Source organism: Candidatus Pelagisphaera phototrophica, from assembly GCF_014529625.1.
Taxonomy (GTDB): Bacteria; Verrucomicrobiota; Verrucomicrobiia; order Opitutales; family Opitutaceae; genus Pelagisphaera; species Pelagisphaera phototrophica.
Map to the genome: position 1 here is coordinate 2,774,115 of NZ_CP076039.1, position 19,308 is coordinate 2,793,422.

Genomic DNA, 19,308 nt, shown 5'->3' on the forward strand with positions numbered 1-19,308 from the left:
CTGGAAAACAGCAAAACTAAAATACAGCAATCTATATGAAATACCACTTGTTACTAAATCTCTCATTAATTGGAGCTGGAATCGCGGGCTCTATCCAACTCTCCGCCGATTCCTATAAGCTTTCTGACGGAACACGAATCGAAGGCGAAATCCATCGAGCCATTGGCGAGAGCATCACAATTGTAGCTTCCGACGGATCGAAAGTCATTCGTGATATCGATGATTTCGATGCTCAAAGCAAAACGTCCATCAACGATTGGAAAAATGCCCACCCGGAAAAGGCAGACGTTTACACTAAATGGGATACGCAACCCATTATCGTTTCAAGCAAATTGCCAGAACTCCCAGAGCAATTCCTGGAGTCCAAATTTAAAGGGTCTGCCAGCATTGAGCTCATTCTCGATGAATCAGGTCTGGTTCTGCACGCTTCCGTTAGAGACGCTTCTCATGAAGAATTAGAAGAACCTTCCATAAAAGCCACGAAGAACTGGAAATTTGAACCCGCTATGGTTGACGGGAATCCCGTTAAATCTAAGCTACGTATCCCGTTTCAGTTTAAGAATACGCCTCCTGAAAAAACTTTCCGAGATCACTTCAAACCCAACACTCCGTTCGCACTTTAAGAACAGGATATCGGCCTCGTCCCTTGGACGATAAACCTTAACTCGAAAGCCGGCAGGAAAGATGCCGGCTTTCTTGCATCCAACATTCAAAGACACGCTGAGAAGTGTTGAATAATCTTTCGGCCTAAAAAAAGCGACCCCGGCACCTAGATCGCTTGTCAAAATTAAAGCTAGAAAGATTGATCAATCCTCGCTCTCTTCGCCGATTTGGAATCTAGAAAACCGATTGATTTGCATGTTTTCACCCAGCTTGGAGATTTGCTCATTCAGAATATCCTGAACCGACTTTTCCCCGTCCTTAACGAACGGCTGGTCGAGTAAGCACGCAGTTGCGAAATACTTATTCAACTTGCCCTCCACGATCTTCTGCACTGCCGCCGGTGGTTTGCCCTCCGCTTGAGAGGCAGCGATTTCACGTTCCTTTTCTATTAGATCCGCCGGAACTTCGTCGCGACTGATACAAATCGGATTCACGGCTGCGACATGCAGGCAAATGTCTTTAACAAAAGATTTGAAGTCGTCGGTTTTGGCAACGAAATCAGTCTCGCAGTTCACTTCGATTAGCACGCCCACTTTTCCACCTAAGTGAATATAGGATTCGATAAGACCTTCAGAGGTGGCTCGTCCTGCCTTTTTCGAAGCCGATGCCATCCCCTTTTTCCGAAGGATCGTAATCGCTTTCTCAAGATCGCCTTCCGATTCCGTCAATGCCTTCTTGCAGTCCATTAAACCTGCTCCTGTCTGGCCACGCAACTCTGCTACTTGTTTTGCTGTAATACTCATTCAAATACTTTCTAAATTAATAAATTTCCAAAGACGCAAAAGGTTAAGCTTCGCTTTTCTTGACTTCCAATTCATCGCCGGAATCTGCCTCCGGTGCCGCTTTTTCCGCCACCACAGGCTCTGCTTCTTCCTCAGGTTTTGAAGCTGGGGCTTCTTCGAGCGTCACCTCCGGAGCAGACACCTCAGGCACTGCAGCAACTTCTTCGACCGCAGGAGCTTCTTCAACCGCAGGAGCTTCTTCAACCACTGGAACCGATACCGAAGCAGCCACTCCGGCAGCCGGCGCCGCAACTTTTTCTTCCGGTACCATTTCTTCAGCAGCTAAGGCGACTGGCTTTCGAACTCCGGCACTTTCCTGGTGCGCTTGCCTTTGTGAAAGTCCCGACTGTACTGCCTCTACAATCACCTCCAAAATAATACGAATCGCTTTAACCGCATCGTCGTTGCCCGGGATTGGGTAATCGACCAGTGAAGGATCCGAGTTGGTATCAACCAAAGCAGCAACCGGAATTTTACAGCGATTCGCTTCCGCAACGGCAATGTCTTCGTAATTAACGTCGATTACAACCATTGCCGCTGGAGGCTTTTCCATCTTCACGATCCCTTCAAAATTTCGGTTCATCCGCTCCATTTCACGGCGGATCGCTGAGCCTTCTTTCTTGGGCAGCTTGGATAAGCTACCATCGGCTTCCATCTTCTGATACTTTTTGTACTTGGCGATACTTCGAGTAATCGTCTGCCAATTGGTTAGAGTACCACCCAACCAGCGACTCGCACAGAATGGCATGCCACAGTCAGCCGCTGCTTCGCGAATAACATCCTGAGCCTGGCGTTTCGTCCCGACAAAGAGGACTTCTCCACCTTTGGAAACAACTTCCTCAACAAAATCGCAGGCCGCTTGGAGGCCGCTATAGCTTTTTGAGAGATCGATGATCGAAATCCCTTGGCGATGATCAAATACGAAGCTTTTAGACTTCGGGTTCCAGCGTTTTACCTGGTGCCCAAAATGGACACCTGCTTCGAGCAGATCAGTTAGTTCAACATTCATATGTAGTGCGTCATAACACCCAGAGTGAGTGCAGGCTTAAAATAGCCTTGGACGTTAATTTGATGGTTTACAATAAAAGTACAGTTTTTAGAAAAGCGACAAAAGTAGGGGCGACCCCCTTGTTGGCAAGCGGTAATTTGCTACAATTTTCCGATTTTCCAATCGAATGACATTGACAAGGCTTTTCGAATTTGGATTGTTTCGCCCCTCTTCGTTCAACCAGACCGGAGAATTATTATTTCCCGTGTTGCAGGGTGGAGCAGTCTGGTAGCTCGTCAGGCTCATAACCTGAAGGTCCTTGGTTCAAATCCAAGCCCTGCACCCATCGAGGCCCATTAGCGAACTGCTGGTGGGCCTCGTCCATTAGTTAATATCTGGAACACGCCTGCAACGTACCGGACTCTTTCTCTATTGGGCACAATGGTAGAGCTCGAGAAAAGGACCACGAATCTTATGTCATTTACACAACTGGGGCTACGCTCCGAACTCACCGAAGCGGTTAAAGCTAAGGGCTACACAGAACCTTCTCCTATCCAGGCTCAGGCGATTCCAGCAATTCTTGCCGGCAAGGATGTCATCGGAGGAGCTCAAACCGGAACAGGAAAAACTGCTGCCTTCGGGTTGCCTCTACTCCAAATACTCGCCGAGAGTGAATTTAAGACAAAGCGACCAAGGACACTGATTCTGGCTCCCACTCGTGAGCTAGCTGCGCAAGTGCACCAGAGCATAATGGACTACGGAAAACGCCTGAACCTCAAGTCCAATGTGATTTTTGGCGGTGTTGGATTCAATCCACAAATAACAGCATTGCGTAGAGGACTAGACATCATCGTCGCCACCCCGGGTAGGCTACTCGATCTCTGCCAAAGAAGAGAAGCCAACCTATCCGCCATCGAAATCCTTGTATTGGACGAAGCGGATCGGATGCTCGATATGGGCTTCATTCACGACATCAAAAAAATCCTCAAGCTCCTCCCTAAAAAACGGCAAAACCTGCTCTTTTCCGCGACCTACTCCCGAGAGGTTAAAAAGCTAGCGGACACCATTTTGTCAGAGCCTGTCGAGGTGGAAGTCGCCCCTCGCAATGCGACCGCAGACCGCGTGGATCAAGAAGCTTTCGAAGTGGGGCAAAAGTCAAAACGCTCAGCTTTATCCTCAATGATCTCGAAGGGAAAATGGAGTCAGGTTCTGGTATTCACTCGAACCAAACACGGGGCAAATCGACTTACAACGCAGCTTAACAAAGACGGAATTACTGCACTCGCAATACACGGGAACAAGAGTCAATCAGCCCGCGAGAAGGCGCTCGCTAGCTTTAAGGCAAATAAAGTGCGCGTACTTGTCGCCACCGATATTGCGGCTCGAGGACTTGATATCGTTTCCCTTCCATATGTTGTGAATTTCGAATTGCCAAACATCCCAGAAGACTACGTGCATCGAATAGGGAGGACCGGCCGAGCTGGATTGTCAGGTAAGGCTATCTCGCTTGTTTCCGAAACAGAATCCGAATATCTTTTTGCCATCGAGAAGCTCTTAAAAAAACGCATACCACTTTTTCACTACAGAGAGGATGGCGACAATATAGAAATTGAACGCTTGTCCAGTTCGCCCCCCCCTCACTCTCGCTCAAATAATCGATCACACCCTAATCAGAGTGCGAATGGTCGACGTCCCAGTCGTAAGAGAGTATCTCAACGCAACAAAACCGGCCGAAAGGGCAACGCGAGATCAGACGTGAATCAAAAAAGTAGTTCACCAACTAAATCGCAGGATAAAATGCCAAAGCCCAGTCGTTGGAAGCCCAGAAAAGTTCGGCCGGCAAGCATGAGATAATGCCCGAAAACCGCTTTCGATATAATTGCTTAAAGCCTGAGATCCTGCGAGCACCCCTAGGTATTCAAATCGTAATTGCCGTTTAAATTACATTGAAACTGGTCTCCTCTCGCTAGCACCCCTGCATTGGAATTGAGTCCTTCATTGATTTATGGAGTACTTCTATCCAACATGCGGGTGCAGGTGCGAAGTTATTCAATGACTCTCAATGGGATTTTTCTATCCCCATTCGCAATCCATCATCTTGCATTCGCTCAGTTTCCTCCAAATGGGAAGCCTCCTGAGATCAATCTAAGTAATCCACGAGAATCGGAGAAGGACTCAGATCTCAACATCGCTACTGAACCAACCTTCGAGTGGATACGCGTAAAACAGACCACCACAATAAATTCCTAGTCGGAAAGATTTGGAATAACCAGAACATCAGTGGTCGATACGATAACATTGAGGGACTTAATGGAGCCACAGTAAGACCGAATGAAGGAGTCTATTTTGCCGTAACTGGAGATGCAGATGGATACCACCATACCGATCTTAAATGATGGAGTATACTCAATTTTATTGGCAGAAGAAGAACTAGAGCTCCCCCAGCAGAGAGAGGCAAACGTTACAGGTCGAAGCGTTCTAGGTGTATTGAATCCACAAGTTAACTACAATGTACCAGTCGATCCACCAGAGACAGAAGTGAGAATCTTGAAATTTCCGTACACAATTTGAGCGTTATTATAGAATGGACCGAGGATCCAAATGCAAACTATACCCTACAACTTTCCCTCAGTGGTGGCAGCTGGTAAAACAACAATCGCTTAATGGAAATCGAGTGCGAAACGAAAAAATTCTCAGTATCGAGTAGCGAAAAGCAGAACTGTGCACTTTTCTGGTTTCAGATCAATCGATTGCGCGGGCGATCCCATAAAACAATGAGTGACCTTCTACCTGAAAATCAACGCCGGTATCTGGCAGCCTTGAAGCAGTTCGGTTGTGGAACTTCCTAAAATCAGCTGGCGAATACGGTTGTGACCATAGGCCCTCATCACAAGCAAATTGATTTCCTTAGCGTTGACATAAGCAATTACAGTTGGGGCGGCTTCGCCATGCAACATTTGGCAAGTTAAGGAGCGTCCGGAATCAGCCAGGATTGCCACCGCATTTTTTAATCCCTTCAACCTGCCCTCTTCCTCCTCAACTGAGCTGACCGTTACCAATTGGATTTCAGCCTCCGAGAACATTCCGGACTCGGCCACAAAATCGACCGCCTTTCGGCAACTGGGTCCATCGTCATAAGAAATCAACTCTCTGGATACCTCTTTGAATTCACTTGAGGCTACAAAAGAGGGTTTCGTCGCGGCCCTTGCTACACGCTCCATAGCGGAACCTAGATGTTCGGTAGCATAATTCGCATTCTCCCCTCTTTTGCCGACAATGTCCATGTCGGTCCCCTCTTCCAACTCCTTGAGGCTATCAACGAGGAACCCTGTTTTATGAGTCTTCTTTACGGGATTGGAATAACCGCTCTCTTTCAATTGAGAGGCCGCTTGAGCCAATATGACTTCTGACTTCTCTTTTTCCAGCTCCTGAAGCTGCCCCATCACTGCCTGAAAAGGCTGGAGTCCCAAACTCCCACTTAAGTCGGCGACGAACGGCACTTCAAATTGCCTCAAATCCGTGAACTAAACGACTTCTATCTCGACATCCAACTTGCTTGAAATTCAGGCTACGTACCCGCAACAGGATTGTGCGTATTGAGAATCGTCTATACAAACTAACAAACACTTCATACGTGGACGCTAAGCTATTGTGTTGTCGGGGACGATCGCATTCTTGGTGACGCAAATGACTCCATCTCGGACAAAAACTCCATCCTTGGAATACCCATCCAGCTTGCCTTTAGGATTCAGTCTAACGTTGTGTCCAATGCGGGCCCCCTTGTCTATGATCGCATTTTTGATCTCACAGTTCATTCCCACCCCAATGTCCGGGATTCCTTCCCTGCGGTTTCGCTCTCGATCATCAGCACTCTCGAATATGTCCGCCCCCATCATAACTACATTCTCCAAGCGTGCCCCTTCCCGTAGAGTCGAACGAATTCCGATTACGCAGCGTTTCAAATAGGAATCAGTGATAATGCAGCCATCGCCAACGATGACATGGTTAATGGAGCATCGGTTGATTTTGCTAGCCGGTAAATAGCGTGCCCGTGTGTAAACTGGGTTTCCTTCCGAAAAAAAGTTGAACTGTGGAAAGGGATCCGCCAGTTGCAGGTTCGCTTCAAAAAATGCCTTCACGGTTCCAATGTCTTCCCAATAGCCTTCGAACACATAGCTACTGAGTTTACAGCTTCCCAGTAATCCAGGAATCACTTCTTTGCCAAAGTCAGTAGCATCGCCGCTCAAAGCCTCTTCCATCGTGTTTCGATTGAAAACGTATATACCCATCGAGGCTAGGCAGCGTTTTTCACCCTCAGACTTGGTTTTGAGTCCTGACTCGATTGACTCGGAAATCGCCAAACCGTCAATGACATTCGGGTCAGTTGGCTTTTCCACAAATTCCGAAATCTCAAGGTCGTCATTAACCCTCATCAATCCCAAGCCTTCTACTTGGGAAACGGGAAATGGAATCGCCGATACGGTTACGTCCGCTTTCGAATCAACATGTTCTTTGAGGATATCCCGAAAATCCATTCTATACAGCTGATCTCCCGACAGGATAAGAATGTAGTCATAGTCCCCATTAGCAAAGTGGTGGATATTTTGCCTGACCGCATCTGCAGTCCCTTGATACCAATTGTCGCCCTTTTCCGTCTGTTCCGCTGAAAGTATATCTACGGTTCCCCCTCCAAAGGGGTCAAACCGGTAGGCTTCCTTAATGTGCCGATGCAACGACGCGGTATTGAATTGAGTCAGGAGATAGATCCGGTTAATCTCAGAATTAAGGCAATTGCTGATCGGTATGTCGACCAGACGGTATTTTCCTGCTAACGGGACCGCAGGTTTACAGCGTTCTTTCGTTAGGGGATGCAACCGTGAACCTCGACCGCCTCCCATAATTACAGCAATCACTTTTTTGTCCATAGTGTTGATAATACTTAATTTAGGGGTTTGGCTCGAGCAGCTAGGCTTATATTTCAATCTGGCACAACACCAAAAAAGAAACGAATATTAAAAATTTCGCATCGCTCTAGATCACGCTAAAAAATGGAACCCAGACCACTAGGTAATCTGTTTACTGATTGCAACGGTACAGTGCTAAATTCCTATATTTAGTCAAAGGTCCGCATCTTGTCATAGACCATTTTCGCCGCTTGTTTCACACTGCTTTTGGTCGAACGTGCTTGGAGCCATTCTAACTGGGTAGTTAAAATCGCTTTCACGTTGGGACGTAGATCCGACGGCTTACTCACGGCTTCAATCGGGGATAGGCCCGCCAATTCTCGAATCCGATGGATGTTAGACAACTGGAACAACATAAAATCCCGAATGTTGATGCGACCCTCAGCATCTTGAGGACAACCCGCATCGATCGAGAGCTGCACCCACCCACGGGAACATTTCAGCCGTCCCGCCATTTCATCGATAGTCATAGGTACATCCTCTGCTGCGTCCACCCATATAGACTCCCATTTACAGAGTAACTTGTAAAGTCTTTGTAAGCAAGAATGCCCTCTAGGGCAATCCCCCAACCAGTACGGGGGTCTCAGATGATCATAGCCGCACCCATCGTTTCATTTGTGAAGGGGTCCACCAGTACGAATGAGCCGGAGGTTCGGTTTACCTTGTACGAGTCATAGACAAGCGGAGCGGCGGTTCGCAGCGAAACTCGACCGATGTCATTACGACGAAACTCAAGATCATCCTCAATCTTGTGGAGCGTGTTGATGTCGACTTTGTATTTAACATCTCTGATAATCGCCTTAGTTTCCTTCGTCGTGTGCCGAAGGATAAATTTCCCTCTACCATTAAGCGGCTTATCACTGAACCAGCAAACCATTGCCTCGATGTCCTGCCCTACTTCGGGAGGATTGTTGGCTTTCACAATCATGTCACCCCTGCTGATATCAATTTCCCGATCCAAAGTAATTGTCGCACTCAATGGAGCGAAGGCTTCTTGTAACTCTCCGCCCATCGTATGGATCGCCTTAATTTTCGCCCCAAAGCCAGAGGGTTGTACAATGATGTCGTCGCCCGGTTTAAAAACGCCCCCTCCAATTGTACCCGCATAGCCTCTAAAATCATGGTGTTCATCACTGTGAGGACGTATAACCCACTGTACAGGAAACCTCGCGGACACGTGATTCTCGTCTGATCCGATGTAGACCGTTTCGAGGTGATACAGGAGCGAGGGACCTTGATACCAAGGCATGTTTTCAGATTTATCTACGACGTTGTCCCCCTTAAGGGCGCTAACGGGAATAAAGGTCACGTCTACGATATTGCCCAAACGCGAAGCGAACTTTCGGAACTCTTCTTTGATTTCCTCGAAACGCTCTTCGCTCCATTCAACCAAATCCATCTTGTTCACCGCAATGACCACATGCTGAATTCTGAGCAAATTCGCTATAAAAGAGTGACGGCAGGTTTGCTCGATGACGCCTTTTCTCGCATCCACCAGCACTATAGCCAAATTCGCCGTGGATGCGCCGGTCACCATATTTCGAGTGTACTGAATATGCCCTGGAGTATCTGCGATGATAAACTTTCGCCGGGGAGTGGCAAAGTAACGATAAGCCACATCGATCGTAATTCCCTGCTCTCTTTCCGCTCTCAAGCCATCCGTGAGAAGTGCTAGGTTCATATTTTCGTCACCCCTCTGCTCACTGGTCTTTTCAATCGCCTCAAGCTGGTCTTTGAAAATTGCTTTTGAATCATAGAGCAACCGCCCTATCAAAGTGGATTTTCCGTCATCAACTGAGCCAGCTGTCGTAAAACGCAGCAAGTCCATATCCAAATAGCCGCTAACAGCGGATTTCTCTCCTGTTGTCATTCTCAAAAATTCCTCGGTTAGAAGTAGCCTTGTTTCTTCCGGTCTTCCATCGCGCTTTCACTCCGCTTGTCGTCTGCCCTATTCCCTCTTTCGGTCTCTCTCGCCGCAGCAACCTCTTCTATAATTAAATCCATCGTGTCCGCGTTTGAATCAACCGCGCCGGTTATGGTTGCGTCGCCCATCGTCCGAAAACGAATTCTACGGGTTTCAATGGCTTCCCCCTCGCGAGGCTGTACAAATTCAGAAACCGCTAGTATGGTTCCGTTTCGGATCACGACTTCTCTTTCGTGAGCAAAGTACAAGCTCGGTAGCGGGATGTTCTCGTGCTTCATATACTGCCACACATCCATTTCCGTCCAATTACTGAGAGGAAATACCCGGAAATGCTCTCCTGCACTCATTCTGCCATTGAAGATATTCCAAAGTTCCGGGCGTTGATTCTTGGGATCCCATTGACCAAACTCGTCTCGATGGGAGAAAAACCGCTCCTTAGCTCGGGCTTTTTCCTCATCTCTGCGCCCTCCTCCTAACGCGGCGTCATATTGACCTTCTTCCAGGCTATCCAGCAAAGTCTGGATTTGAAGCGCGTTGCGACTCGCGTTCTGACCTTTTTCCTCAATCACCCGACCCTCATCAATTGCTTTCTGAACGGAACCAACCACTAAGTTAGCTCCAATGTCGCTCACCAGATTATCACGGTAATCCATTGTTTCCCGAAAATTGTGCCCCGTATCAATGTGCAAAAGCGGAAATGGAATTCGAGCCGGCCAGAATGCTTTTCGAGCTAAATGGGTCATCACTATCGAGTCTTTTCCACCTGAAAACAGCAGTACAGGTTTCTCAAACTGGGCAGCGGTTTCCCGAAGGACAAAAATCGCTTCGCTCTCTAGTTGATTCAGGTGTGTTACAGTATAGTCGGCCATGACAAAGGGCGCTTGCTACCGATTGGAACGCCCATTATCAAGCCCAATCGCCTGCTAAGTGATTGCTGAATCTGCCATAGACTCTGCAGTCGCTAAAAACCGAAGTGCTGCTTCTCGGATATCCGCTAGGCTTAAAGAGCCAAAACTTAACCGAATTTGAGATCGAATTTCGTTTCCGGGATAACACAAATCCCCTGGAACATAGAATACTCCATTCTCAATACAGGATTTATGGAACTGCGATTCCCCATCCGTCCGCATTTCGCTTGGGGACTTTAGCCATAGATACAAACCTCCCTCAGGCTCTTTCCATTCCCATCCAAGAGATTTCAACGACTCGCCAAGGGATTCGTGCAGGGTGAGCATTTTGGATTTATACAATCCTCGAATAGAATTCAAATGAGTATCAAATCGACCACTTGACAATGCGTGTTCCAATATTGCCTGGGCGAAGTTTGCTGTCCCAAAATCCTGCTGTCCCTTAACGCTTAACATCGAGTTTAGCCAATTGGTATCGGAACAATACGAAAAACCTACTTTTAGACCCGAAGCGTAAGGCTTTGTCAAAGTGCTCGTGTACAATACCGGCAGGTGATTGAAGGACTCAAGCACCACGCTACTTCGTGATTCAAACGGATATTGGTAATACAGTTCGCGATAAGCGGCGTCCTCGATAATGGCAATGGGCTCTTTTTGCCGGCTAAGCAGACTGCCAATATCCGACTTCACTTTTTCTGAGACGCAATGACCACTCGGGTTCGAGAAATACGAAACGAGATACAGAGCCTTGATCTTGTCTAGGTACCCTTCGGATTCGAACTGTGACAACAATCTCTCGAGTCCAGCTAGATCGATTTCTCCATCCTCCCGCATTGGCATGGCTAAGGCATTAACTCCAAATCCCTGCAATATTTCTAGAAACACGAAATAAGTGGGTTGCTCGACCAGTACAAAATCTCCCGGGTCACATAAAGTCTGGATGGCTAAATAAAGGGCCTGTTGGGAGCCATTGCTGATAAAAAGGTTATTCTCATCTAGTTGGCTTTCATCAATGGTATCGAAAGAACGTATACGTTTTGCCAGTAAGGACCTGAGACGGTTCCTTCCTTTATTCGCCCCATACTGCAAGGTCGTCTTTCCCATGGCACCCGAATCAGCGATCTCTTCTACGACTTCGCACACTTCCTCAATAGGAAGCGATTCATTGTCGGTAAATCCAGCTGCCAAGCTAAGCATGTTCGGTTGCTCCAAAGCGAACGTCATCAGCCGAGTGATATCGGAAGGCCTTTGACGCGACCCCAAATCTGATAGCTTAACTTGCATCCCGCAATACCAATCAAAAATCGATGCCAGGAGCGAACTTAAAAAGCGATCGTTACGGCATAACTACAGACAATGACGTCTCGAGCCTCATCGCTCAAAACCCCTGCCCAAAACAATCACACAGCACGGTCAAGCGATCGCCTGCGCACCACCCACTGCTGGGGGAAGTTCTTCGCTTTCCTCTTGTGCTTCTTCCGAAACGGCTTCTTCAGACTTTTTCTCTTCGTTCTTAAGCTCTTCCGTTTTGGTTGAGATCACTTCCGAACGAATCTCACCAAACTCCACGATCTCTTGGACATGCTTCCCTTCGATCGTCTCATACTCAAGAAGCGCTTCCGCGATCTTCCTGAGTGCCTCGTGATTATCTTCCACAAGCTCCTTAGCTCTATCAAATTGACCCGTTATGATGTTGGATACTTCCTCATCAATTCGCTTCGCGGTCTCTTCGCTTAAGTTGTGAGTTTTACTGATTTCCCTGCCCAAAAATAAGTGCTCCTCATTGTCGCCGAACGCGATTGGCCCTAGCGAGCTCATGCCCCAGTCACACACCATATGACGGGCGATATTTGTAGCCTGCTTAATATCCATGGCCGCACCATTGCTGAAGTCACCAGTCTCTACTTCTTCACCGATTCGTCCTCCCATGGCCATGCAAATATCGTCCTGGAGCTCTTTCTTGGATTGGCCTAGAATGTCTTTAGTCGCGGTGCTCATCGTTAATCCCAGAGCACGACCGCGAGGAATGATCGTCACTTTATAGAGTTTGATTTTTGTCTTGTAGAGCAACGCTGCAATCAGTGCATGGCCCGCCTCGTGAAAAGCGGTCATTCTCTTATCCTCTTCGTCCATCAGCTGACGACGCTCTCGACCAAAGGAAATTTTGTCCTTGGCATCGTGGATATCAATCATCTCGACCTTATTCTTGTTCTTTCGAGCAGCCGTCAAGGCTCCCTCATTTAGCAGGTTCGCGAGATCAGCCCCAGCAAACCCGGGAGTTGCCCGAGCAATGTTCTTCAGATCCACATTCTCACTTAGCTTTATCTTTTTGGCGTGAACTTTAAGAATGTCTTCTCGGCCTTGAAGATCCGGCAATCCTATTACCACTTCACGATCGAATCGACCAGGCCTCAAAAGAGCTTTGTCGAGAACGTCAGGACGATTGGTTGCCGCCATAATGATGACACCTTCAGTGGTATCGAAACCATCCATTTCGACAAGTAGAGAATTCAGAGTTTGCTCGCGCTCATCGTTTCCGCCGCCGAGTCCCGCTCCTCTTTGACGCCCAACGGCATCGATTTCATCGATAAAAATCAGACAAGGAGCACTTTTACGTCCTTGCTCGAACATATCACGCACCCGACTTGCCCCTACACCGACAAACATCTCCACAAAGTCCGATCCGCTAATAGAGAAAAACGGCACCTCTGCCTCTCCAGCGACTGCTTTTGCCAGCAACGTTTTTCCGGTACCCGGAGGGCCCACCATAAGGATACCTGTAGGAATGCGGCCACCCATTCTCTGAAATTTTTTCGGATCCTTAAGGAATTCGATAACCTCGCTCACTTCCTCCTTCGCCTCGTCGCAACCAGCAACCTCCTTGAAGGTCACTTTGTCCTTATCACGTGTCAGCAGCTTGGCTTTGCTTTTTCCGAAGCTCAATGCCCCACGACCCGCCATTCTCAATTGGCGGACAAACAAGAAATACAAAATTCCTATGATGAGAAGAAAGGGAATCAACCCTGCCAGCAATTGCGGTAGAAAGGTATTCGACTCATTTTCCTCAAATTTTTTAGACCGCTGCAAAATCTCGTACTGCTCGTCTCCCAGCTTACCATCTGCTTTGAAGGGCACGATCTGAATACCCCCTTCAGCCGTATCATTTTCTACTCTGATTTCGCCAACGATATCGTAATAGTTGAGCCCGCCATTTGGATTCGGATATATTTTCCCAGACTCGATCATCCCCTCTTCCGTAGCAAGCACCACATCGTACATTGGGATTTCATTGGCCGCGGCACTCTTGTCGGTCTGAAACCACAAAACGGCCATCACACCAAAGATCGCTAGCCAAATAATGATAACTTTGGGTTGAAAGCGTTCCGGCTGGTTTTTTCCGTTCTGGCCTCGATTAGGTGTTTTTGATGGGTCTGACATGAAACTAAGTTTAAAAATGTACCGTGTATCGTCACTTCTCGTAAGTCAATTGCAAGGCACGAGTTGCAATCTCCGTCAAACGGTAGTTTTTGCTAGGTGGTAAACCGGGTACCCAAAGGATTTCCCCGTCGGGCGCTATTATAACCGGATTTGTTCTGCGTTCCTCTCTTGGAATTTTGCGGTCAATGAAAAGCTCTTTAAGTTGAACAACCGATTCCCTCCCCATTGGTTGGTAGGCATCACCCGGCCGTCGTAATCTGACCTCTGTTTTTAGCCTTTGTTTCGCTTTAAGTGAAAGGTAAACACCATTATTGTGGGAAAACTCCCCTGATCTGACCTTTTCAAGCATTTCAACATCGATTTCGACCTCCTGCGCAAGGAGCTTTCCTCCCCCTGGAAAATACACCGCAACACCCTCTGGAACTGCTTGTGATTTCCAATCAACGATTCTCCCAATTTTGGAAATCCATACCTTTTCACCACTTGTGCCTTCGATCCAGCGTCCGTGCTCAATGCTAACCTTGAAGGACTTACAACATCGGATCGACTCTAGAACCCCTTCCATTGCCTGACTCGCCAAGGGAGCATTTGAGCCCGCGGAAACGAGCCGACTGAGTGCCCTTCGTTGAATCGCACGAGGCTCTTTCGCCAAACGTTCCCAGCCGATTACACCTTCCTTCACTTCGATCTCTTTCCACTTAAGCTCAAAAACTTGTTCTAAAGCGATCCAATCCTCTTCAAGCAGTTCTCGCGACATCGAAGCCCCTGCTGATACCGGTCTCTCCGCTGCTTCCTCCCATGCAGGAACCACATCCTTCCTCAGTCGATTGCGATAGAACCGGTCGGTCTGGTTGCTTTTATCTTCTCTCCAGATCGCTTTTACACCCGAAAGTCCTTTTAAGATTTCCTCCCTTCGAACTTTGAGGAGTGGTCTGACAAAACACAACCCGGCAACGCCTTGAGAGAATTCTCTCGGCGCGCAAATTCCTTGCAAGCCGCTCCCGCGGGAAATCCTCATCAATAGAGTTTCCGCAACATCGTCTGCGTGATGCCCGGTTAGTATAACCGAATCAACGATGTGCTTCCCAATAGATTTCGCAAAGAAGCCCATTCTCGCATCTCGAGCCAATTCCTCAGAAACAGGGCCACCTTCGTCGGACCGTTCCCACGAGTCCGATAGAAACGCCAACCCCAAACCCGAGCAAAGCTCCCGAACAAAGCACTCATCCTGATCAGATTCCTCTCCTCGCAATCGATGATTGAAATGCAAGACGGTCAATCGGTCCCGCAATTCCTCCATCGAAAAAAACAGGGTTAGAAATACAGAATCAGCGCCCCCAGAGCAGGCTATGTATAATCGCTTGGAGTTATCTATCCTTTCCCAAATTCGCTTCGGCAGCCAATCGACACCCACATTGGATCGCAGACACCTTCTCGCCTTAATCCAATCCACTTTACAACGGTCCTTTCAATCGAGAAAATCCTACACTTTCGCAATCCGATCCTTGCCCATGTAGGGAACAAGCACATCTGGCAGCTTAACGCTTCCATCCTCCTGCAAGCCGTTTTCTAGAATCGATACGAACACCCTTGGAACCGCGAGACCTGACCCGTTGAGCGTGTGTACGAACTCATTTTTTCCTGTTTCAGGATCCCTGTAGCGGATACGAGCTCTCCGTGACTGGAACGACTCGAAATTACTGCAGCTGGAAACCTCGAGCCAACGCTGCTGACCTACCGCCCAAACTTCCAAGTCGTATTGCTTGGTCTGGGAAAACCCCATATCTCCTCCGCACATGAGCAGAGCCCGGTAAGGCAACTTCAGCTTTTGCAGCAAGCTCTCCGCATAGTCTCGCAGGCTTTCAAGTTCATCGTAACTGGACTCTGGCTTCACCCATTTAAGGATTTCAACTTTGTCGAACTGATGAACGCGGTTTAATCCCCGCACGTCTTTCCCGTAGCTACCCGCTTCTCTCCGAAAACAGGCCGAATGACCGCAACGGTATATGGGCAAATCCGACTCTTCCAAAATCTCATCCCGCAAAAAATTGGTCAACGGTACTTCCGCGGTCGGAATCGCGTAAAGGCCGTCCTCAACCGTTTGGTACATTTGCCCTTCTTTGTCTGGAAGCTGGCCCGTCGCAGTTGCACTCTCAGCATTGACGAAAAAAGGAACCGCCATTTCCTGAATTCCCGCTTCATTTGCTTGATCAAGGAAAAACGAAACCAGACTGCGCACAAGTCGTGCCCCATCTCCCACGAAAAAGGGAAATCCAGCACCCGTTACTTTCGTTCCGCGCTTGAAATCGAGTATTTGTTCCAGCCAATCAAAATCGTAGTGAGGAATGTTATACGGTTTTCTCTCCGGAATTTCACCCCAGCTTTTGAAAACCGCATTATCGGCCTCGCTCTTGCCTTCAGGAACTGATTCATGAGGAAGATTCGGTACACCTAGATAAAGATCGCTCCATGCCGCATCCAACTCCTTCAACGCACCGTCGCTTTCTTTAATTCGAGCTGATAACGTTTTCATTAAGCCGACCTTCTCCAGAAAATCCTGACTTCCCTTCTGCATCTGAGCCATATCCGAATTAGCGGCTTTCTGCTCAGCTCTGAGGTTCTCTACCTCAACGATGAGCTTCCTCCGTTCCCCATCCGCTTTGAGTACCGCATCGAGGTCGCAGCCATTGCGTTTCTTTAATATTCCGCTGCGTACCGCCTCTGGAGATTCTCGTAATGTTTTTAGATCAATCATTCATGAAAGAAGTCTGAAGCCTCATTCCTCAAGGCTGCGTCCCCAATAAAGTCAAGAGAGAGCGTCTTTCCACCACTATAATCTTCGAGATACCTCCTCAAGTACTCTATCCACGGAAAGCGATGCTAGGTCTCCGCCCAGCGCGTTTATCGCGCCGTTTTGGGATTCTTCGAGCGGGTACGGGCCAATCCCTCCAGGTCTATTACCAAATCGAACCGCCGACTCCTCAGTCTTTTGCAGAGATTGGCAAATTCAGCAACGCCCCTCGTTCGGCAAAAAGTCACAGTGCTGTCGACGGCGGTGCACGTGCGAACCAGTATTTCAAATCGAGGGCGAACCACCCAAGCGATTTCAATTCCCGGATCGTTCTCCTTCAATGTCTGAGCCAACTGTAACCCATGCATGATGTCGCCGAGTGACAACGTCTTTACGACCAATACTTTTTGCGTTACAATGGACCTTTTGTTGAAGCGAGCCTCCCCAGGCTACGGGTCGCCCTTGAGCTGCCGCATCACTTCGTAGACGGCAATTCCCGCACTAGTTGCCAGATTCAAGGATCGCAGGGTATCGTTGTAGATTGGAATTAGCACGCGTCGATCGTCCCCAATCTCTTCATGCATCCAATCGGGAGCACCTGAACCTTCTCTACCAAAGACAAGCCCATCTCCGTCCTTGTATTCTATATCCCAGTAGGACCTAGCTCCTTTCGTCGTCATTAGAAACAACCGCTTCGGTCCGTCATCCGAATTCTTAAACGCCTCCCAGCTTTCATGATGCCGGATATCAAGGTTGTGCCAATAGTCCATTCCACTCCGACGCAGGTGTTTATCTCGTATTTCAAACCCCAGTGGATAAATCAAATGCAAGCGAGACTCGGTAATGGCGCAAGTACGGCCAATGTTTCCCGTGTTTTGGGGAATCTCTGGTTGAAACAATACGACGTGCAACATGGAATTGAGCCGGACCTCAATTCGGCCCTGGTCGTTATAGCACTAACGGCGAAAACCGTGTGCCGAACATAGATGGCTTTTCAATTCCTCGTAATTCTCGGTAACCGGGAATTGAGGAAATTCTTCTATTATCTTCTTGGTCGGCTTAAAGAAAATTCCCGCATCCGCTTCCTCAAGCATACTCAGGTCATTATAGGAATCTCCCATGGAAAGCACACGAAAGTTCAAGCCTTTCAACGCAATCACCGCTTTTCGCTTCTGGTCATTCTGTCGGAGTACGTAGTCTTTAATCCGGTACGTTTCGTAATCCACGGAAAGGGAATGGCAAAACATAGTCGGATTCCCGAGTTTAGCAATCAAAGGCATGGCAAACTCGCGAAACGTATCCGAAAGGATTATCACCTCAACCTGGTCCTGTAGCCATTCCAGAAAATCCCTGGCGCCTTCCAGCGGATCCATCGTCGCTACCACCTCCTGAAAGTTCTTCAAAGTCAATCCGTGCTCATCCAGCACTTCGAGCCGCTTTCCCATTAGCTCGTCATAGTCCGCGATGTCGCGTGTAGTGAGCTTGAGTGCTTCGATACCCGTCTTTTCAGCAAGGTTTATCCAGATCTCTGGAATCAAAACCCCCTCTAGGTCAAGACAGGCGATTGTCATTTGTTCGTTCATAAAAAAATCGAGTATTAGGTGGCTCTATCGACGAAACTTAAAGGACCGGTCATCATCCCGCATGACGGCTTTCTTCTTAAGATCATCCCGCTTGTCAAAAAGCTTTTTGCCAACGCAGACTGCAATCTCAATTTTAACCAGCGCTTCTTTAAAGTACAGCCTCAAAGGGACGATCGTCTTGCCTCCTGACTCGACCTGCTTTTTCAGCTTACGCAGCTCGTGTCGATGCAGCAGTAGCTTCCGCTCACGACGAGGGATGTGATTGTTCATCGATCCCCAAGCATACTCGTCTATGTGGAATCCATATATAAATAAATCCGATTTTACGAACCGACAGAAGCTCTCGTTTAAAGAGGCTTTCCCCGCTCGCAACGACTTCACTTCCGTACCTGTCAAAATGATGCCAGCTTCAAAAATATCCTCCACAAAGTTGTCCCGCTTCGCTCTGGCATTGCGGATCTCTTTCGGTACGTTGGACTTGTTCTGTTTTTTGCCAGCCATCAATTCTCAAATCCATCCGGGTAGATCGGTGTCGTCTTACAAAAAAACGCGACAGTTTCCCGCCGCGTATCCTGAAAGTCGACTTTCGTCGTGACGATTTTACTTATTCGCCTATCTCGTAGCTGATTTTCCCCTCGATGATTTCTCGCAGGGCGATATCTTCAAGATTCAGCTTTTCTAGTGACTCAACAAGGGGTCGGTTTCCGTGACGCAGCTGTTTAACGCGACGCGACACAACGTTGACTAAAATATTCGGGTCAGTGATGACCTTTTGGGCTTCTTTTATATAATCGTCTCTCAAAGCAGATATCTCCTTTTGGTGTGTGGAATCCTGCCTTTTACCTTGAAGCACTAGCGGGTCAAGAGATTATTGAGCGATCATGACCGAACCAGATTCCGGGGACTCCCATAAAACTGATCCACTTTTTACTTGCTGGACGACGGTCTCAACAGAAGAAGAGGGTTTCGCAATCGCCAATGCCTTTGTAAATGAGAGAATTGCCGCCTGCGTACAACTGGACGGACCTACAACATCTATTTACAATTGGGATGGAGAGCGGTGCAGCTCCACTGAATTCCGTTTATGGCTAAAGATTCTCGGAAGCAATCTCCCCGAAGCTCGGACCCGCATTAATGAGCTCCATCCCTACGATACTCCTCAGTGGATTGAAACAGAAGCGGAAAAAGTAGACGAAAAGTACTTGATCTGGGTTAAAGAAGCGTCCAAGTTCCACCGCTTTCGAAAACGGGAACCTACTTAAACAGC

19 protein-coding genes and 1 tRNA gene are annotated in these 19,308 nt (G+C 48.0%); 5 read left to right on the forward strand and 15 right to left on the reverse strand.

The window, feature by feature from the left end; translation table 11 throughout:
• Positions 1-35 precede the first annotated feature (35 nt).
• A complete protein-coding gene (locus tag GA004_RS11950; RefSeq protein ID WP_283394097.1) occupies positions 36-623 on the forward strand; it encodes an energy transducer TonB in 588 nt (195 codons plus the stop codon).
• Positions 624-806: 183 nt separating this feature from the next.
• Here the strand turns inward: GA004_RS11950 and tsf are convergent, their stop codons facing one another.
• The gene (gene tsf, locus GA004_RS11955; RefSeq protein ID WP_283394098.1) at positions 807-1,406 is read right to left on the reverse strand and encodes a translation elongation factor Ts; all 600 of its coding nucleotides are present in this window, start codon (positions 1,404-1,406) and stop codon (positions 807-809) included.
• Between the two features lie 43 nt (positions 1,407-1,449).
• The gene (gene rpsB / locus GA004_RS11960) at positions 1,450-2,454 is read right to left on the reverse strand and encodes a 30S ribosomal protein S2 (protein WP_283394099.1); all 1,005 of its coding nucleotides are present in this window, start codon (positions 2,452-2,454) and stop codon (positions 1,450-1,452) included.
• Positions 2,455-2,702: 248 nt separating this feature from the next.
• On the opposite strand from rpsB, the gene GA004_RS11965 reads away from it, so the two are divergent.
• The 3 genes from GA004_RS11965 to GA004_RS11975 all read left to right on the forward strand — a co-directional run bounded on the left by GA004_RS11965 (position 2,703) and on the right by GA004_RS11975 (position 4,829).
• Positions 2,703-2,779: transfer RNA gene (locus tag GA004_RS11965), tRNA-Met, on the forward strand.
• 128 nt (positions 2,780-2,907) lie between these two features.
• Entirely contained in the window at positions 2,908-4,287 is a 1,380-nt protein-coding gene (locus GA004_RS11970) for a DEAD/DEAH box helicase (RefSeq protein ID WP_283394100.1), read from the forward strand.
• Between the two features lie 356 nt (positions 4,288-4,643).
• Positions 4,644-4,829 carry a hypothetical protein gene (locus GA004_RS11975; protein ID WP_283394101.1) on the forward strand — a complete coding sequence of 62 codons (186 nt, stop codon included), beginning with the start codon at positions 4,644-4,646 and terminating at the stop codon, positions 4,827-4,829.
• A gap of 390 nt (positions 4,830-5,219) precedes the next feature.
• On the opposite strand, the gene GA004_RS11980 is transcribed toward GA004_RS11975, so the two are convergent.
• The 13 genes from GA004_RS11980 to GA004_RS12040 form a co-directional block, all read right to left on the reverse strand.
• A complete protein-coding gene (locus GA004_RS11980; protein WP_283394102.1) occupies positions 5,220-5,933 on the reverse strand; it encodes a universal stress protein in 714 nt (237 codons plus the stop codon).
• A gap of 141 nt (positions 5,934-6,074) precedes the next feature.
• Positions 6,075-7,358: a glucose-1-phosphate adenylyltransferase gene (locus GA004_RS11985; RefSeq protein WP_283394103.1), complete on the reverse strand. Its 1,284-nt coding sequence runs from the start codon at positions 7,356-7,358 to the stop codon at positions 6,075-6,077.
• Positions 7,359-7,546: 188 nt separating this feature from the next.
• Positions 7,547-7,867: a hypothetical protein gene (locus GA004_RS11990; protein WP_283394104.1), complete on the reverse strand. Its 321-nt coding sequence runs from the start codon at positions 7,865-7,867 to the stop codon at positions 7,547-7,549.
• A gap of 113 nt (positions 7,868-7,980) precedes the next feature.
• Complete coding sequence (locus GA004_RS11995; RefSeq protein ID WP_283394105.1) at positions 7,981-9,267, reverse strand: sulfate adenylyltransferase subunit 1; 1,287 nt, start codon at positions 9,265-9,267, stop codon at positions 7,981-7,983.
• A gap of 17 nt (positions 9,268-9,284) precedes the next feature.
• Positions 9,285-10,190: a sulfate adenylyltransferase subunit CysD gene (cysD, locus tag GA004_RS12000; protein ID WP_283394106.1), complete on the reverse strand. Its 906-nt coding sequence runs from the start codon at positions 10,188-10,190 to the stop codon at positions 9,285-9,287.
• Positions 10,191-10,244: 54 nt separating this feature from the next.
• Complete coding sequence (locus GA004_RS12005) at positions 10,245-11,513, reverse strand: aminotransferase-like domain-containing protein (protein WP_283394107.1); 1,269 nt, start codon at positions 11,511-11,513, stop codon at positions 10,245-10,247.
• A 129-nt stretch (positions 11,514-11,642) separates the two neighbouring features.
• Complete coding sequence (ftsH, locus tag GA004_RS12010; RefSeq protein WP_283394108.1) at positions 11,643-13,667, reverse strand: ATP-dependent zinc metalloprotease FtsH; 2,025 nt, start codon at positions 13,665-13,667, stop codon at positions 11,643-11,645.
• 31 nt (positions 13,668-13,698) lie between these two features.
• The gene (gene tilS / locus GA004_RS12015) at positions 13,699-15,120 is read right to left on the reverse strand and encodes a tRNA lysidine(34) synthetase TilS (RefSeq protein ID WP_343218804.1); all 1,422 of its coding nucleotides are present in this window, start codon (positions 15,118-15,120) and stop codon (positions 13,699-13,701) included.
• A gap of 30 nt (positions 15,121-15,150) precedes the next feature.
• On the reverse strand, positions 15,151-16,422 hold the full coding sequence (serS, locus tag GA004_RS12020; RefSeq protein WP_283394109.1) for a serine--tRNA ligase: 1,272 nt from the start codon (positions 16,420-16,422) through the stop codon (positions 15,151-15,153).
• Positions 16,423-16,907: 485 nt separating this feature from the next.
• Positions 16,908-17,372, reverse strand: a complete 465-nt coding sequence (locus GA004_RS12025; RefSeq protein WP_283394110.1) for a tRNA (cytidine(34)-2'-O)-methyltransferase — start codon at positions 17,370-17,372, stop codon at positions 16,908-16,910.
• Positions 17,373-17,414: 42 nt separating this feature from the next.
• Positions 17,415-18,029, reverse strand: coding sequence for a bifunctional phosphoserine phosphatase/homoserine phosphotransferase ThrH (gene thrH, locus GA004_RS12030; RefSeq protein WP_343218856.1), 615 nt, complete (start codon positions 18,027-18,029; stop codon positions 17,415-17,417).
• Positions 18,030-18,065: 36 nt separating this feature from the next.
• Positions 18,066-18,542: an SsrA-binding protein SmpB gene (gene smpB / locus GA004_RS12035; protein ID WP_283394112.1), complete on the reverse strand. Its 477-nt coding sequence runs from the start codon at positions 18,540-18,542 to the stop codon at positions 18,066-18,068.
• Between the two features lie 103 nt (positions 18,543-18,645).
• Positions 18,646-18,843, reverse strand: coding sequence for a DNA-directed RNA polymerase subunit omega (locus GA004_RS12040; protein WP_283394113.1), 198 nt, complete (start codon positions 18,841-18,843; stop codon positions 18,646-18,648).
• A 79-nt stretch (positions 18,844-18,922) separates the two neighbouring features.
• On the opposite strand from GA004_RS12040, the gene cutA reads away from it, so the two are divergent.
• The gene (cutA, locus tag GA004_RS12045) at positions 18,923-19,303 is read left to right on the forward strand and encodes a divalent-cation tolerance protein CutA (RefSeq protein ID WP_283394114.1); all 381 of its coding nucleotides are present in this window, start codon (positions 18,923-18,925) and stop codon (positions 19,301-19,303) included.
• Positions 19,304-19,308: the final 5 nt, after the last annotated feature.

Coding starts and splice junctions, on each gene's coding strand:
- GA004_RS11995 (WP_283394105.1), bottom strand. CDS start 9,267: ATGACAACAGGAGAGAAATCCGCTGTTAGCGGCTATTTGGATATGGAC.
- GA004_RS11990 (WP_283394104.1), bottom strand. CDS start 7,867: ATGACTATCGATGAAATGGCGGGACGGCTGAAATGTTCCCGTGGGTGG.
- GA004_RS12005 (WP_283394107.1), bottom strand. CDS start 11,513: ATGCAAGTTAAGCTATCAGATTTGGGGTCGCGTCAAAGGCCTTCCGAT.
- GA004_RS11985 (WP_283394103.1), bottom strand. CDS start 7,358: ATGGACAAAAAAGTGATTGCTGTAATTATGGGAGGCGGTCGAGGTTCA.
- GA004_RS12025 (WP_283394110.1), bottom strand. CDS start 17,372: ATGTTGCACGTCGTATTGTTTCAACCAGAGATTCCCCAAAACACGGGA.
- serS (WP_283394109.1), bottom strand. CDS start 16,422: ATGATTGATCTAAAAACATTACGAGAATCTCCAGAGGCGGTACGCAGC.
- tsf (WP_283394098.1), bottom strand. CDS start 1,406: ATGAGTATTACAGCAAAACAAGTAGCAGAGTTGCGTGGCCAGACAGGA.
- cysD (WP_283394106.1), bottom strand. CDS start 10,190: ATGGCCGACTATACTGTAACACACCTGAATCAACTAGAGAGCGAAGCG.
- smpB (WP_283394112.1), bottom strand. CDS start 18,542: ATGGCTGGCAAAAAACAGAACAAGTCCAACGTACCGAAAGAGATCCGC.
- cutA (WP_283394114.1), top strand. CDS start 18,923: ATGACCGAACCAGATTCCGGGGACTCCCATAAAACTGATCCACTTTTT.
- GA004_RS11950 (WP_283394097.1), top strand. CDS start 36: ATGAAATACCACTTGTTACTAAATCTCTCATTAATTGGAGCTGGAATC.
- thrH (WP_343218856.1), bottom strand. CDS start 18,029: ATGACAATCGCCTGTCTTGACCTAGAGGGGGTTTTGATTCCAGAGATC.
- GA004_RS11970 (WP_283394100.1), top strand. CDS start 2,908: ATGTCATTTACACAACTGGGGCTACGCTCCGAACTCACCGAAGCGGTT.
- rpsB (WP_283394099.1), bottom strand. CDS start 2,454: ATGAATGTTGAACTAACTGATCTGCTCGAAGCAGGTGTCCATTTTGGG.
- ftsH (WP_283394108.1), bottom strand. CDS start 13,667: ATGTCAGACCCATCAAAAACACCTAATCGAGGCCAGAACGGAAAAAAC.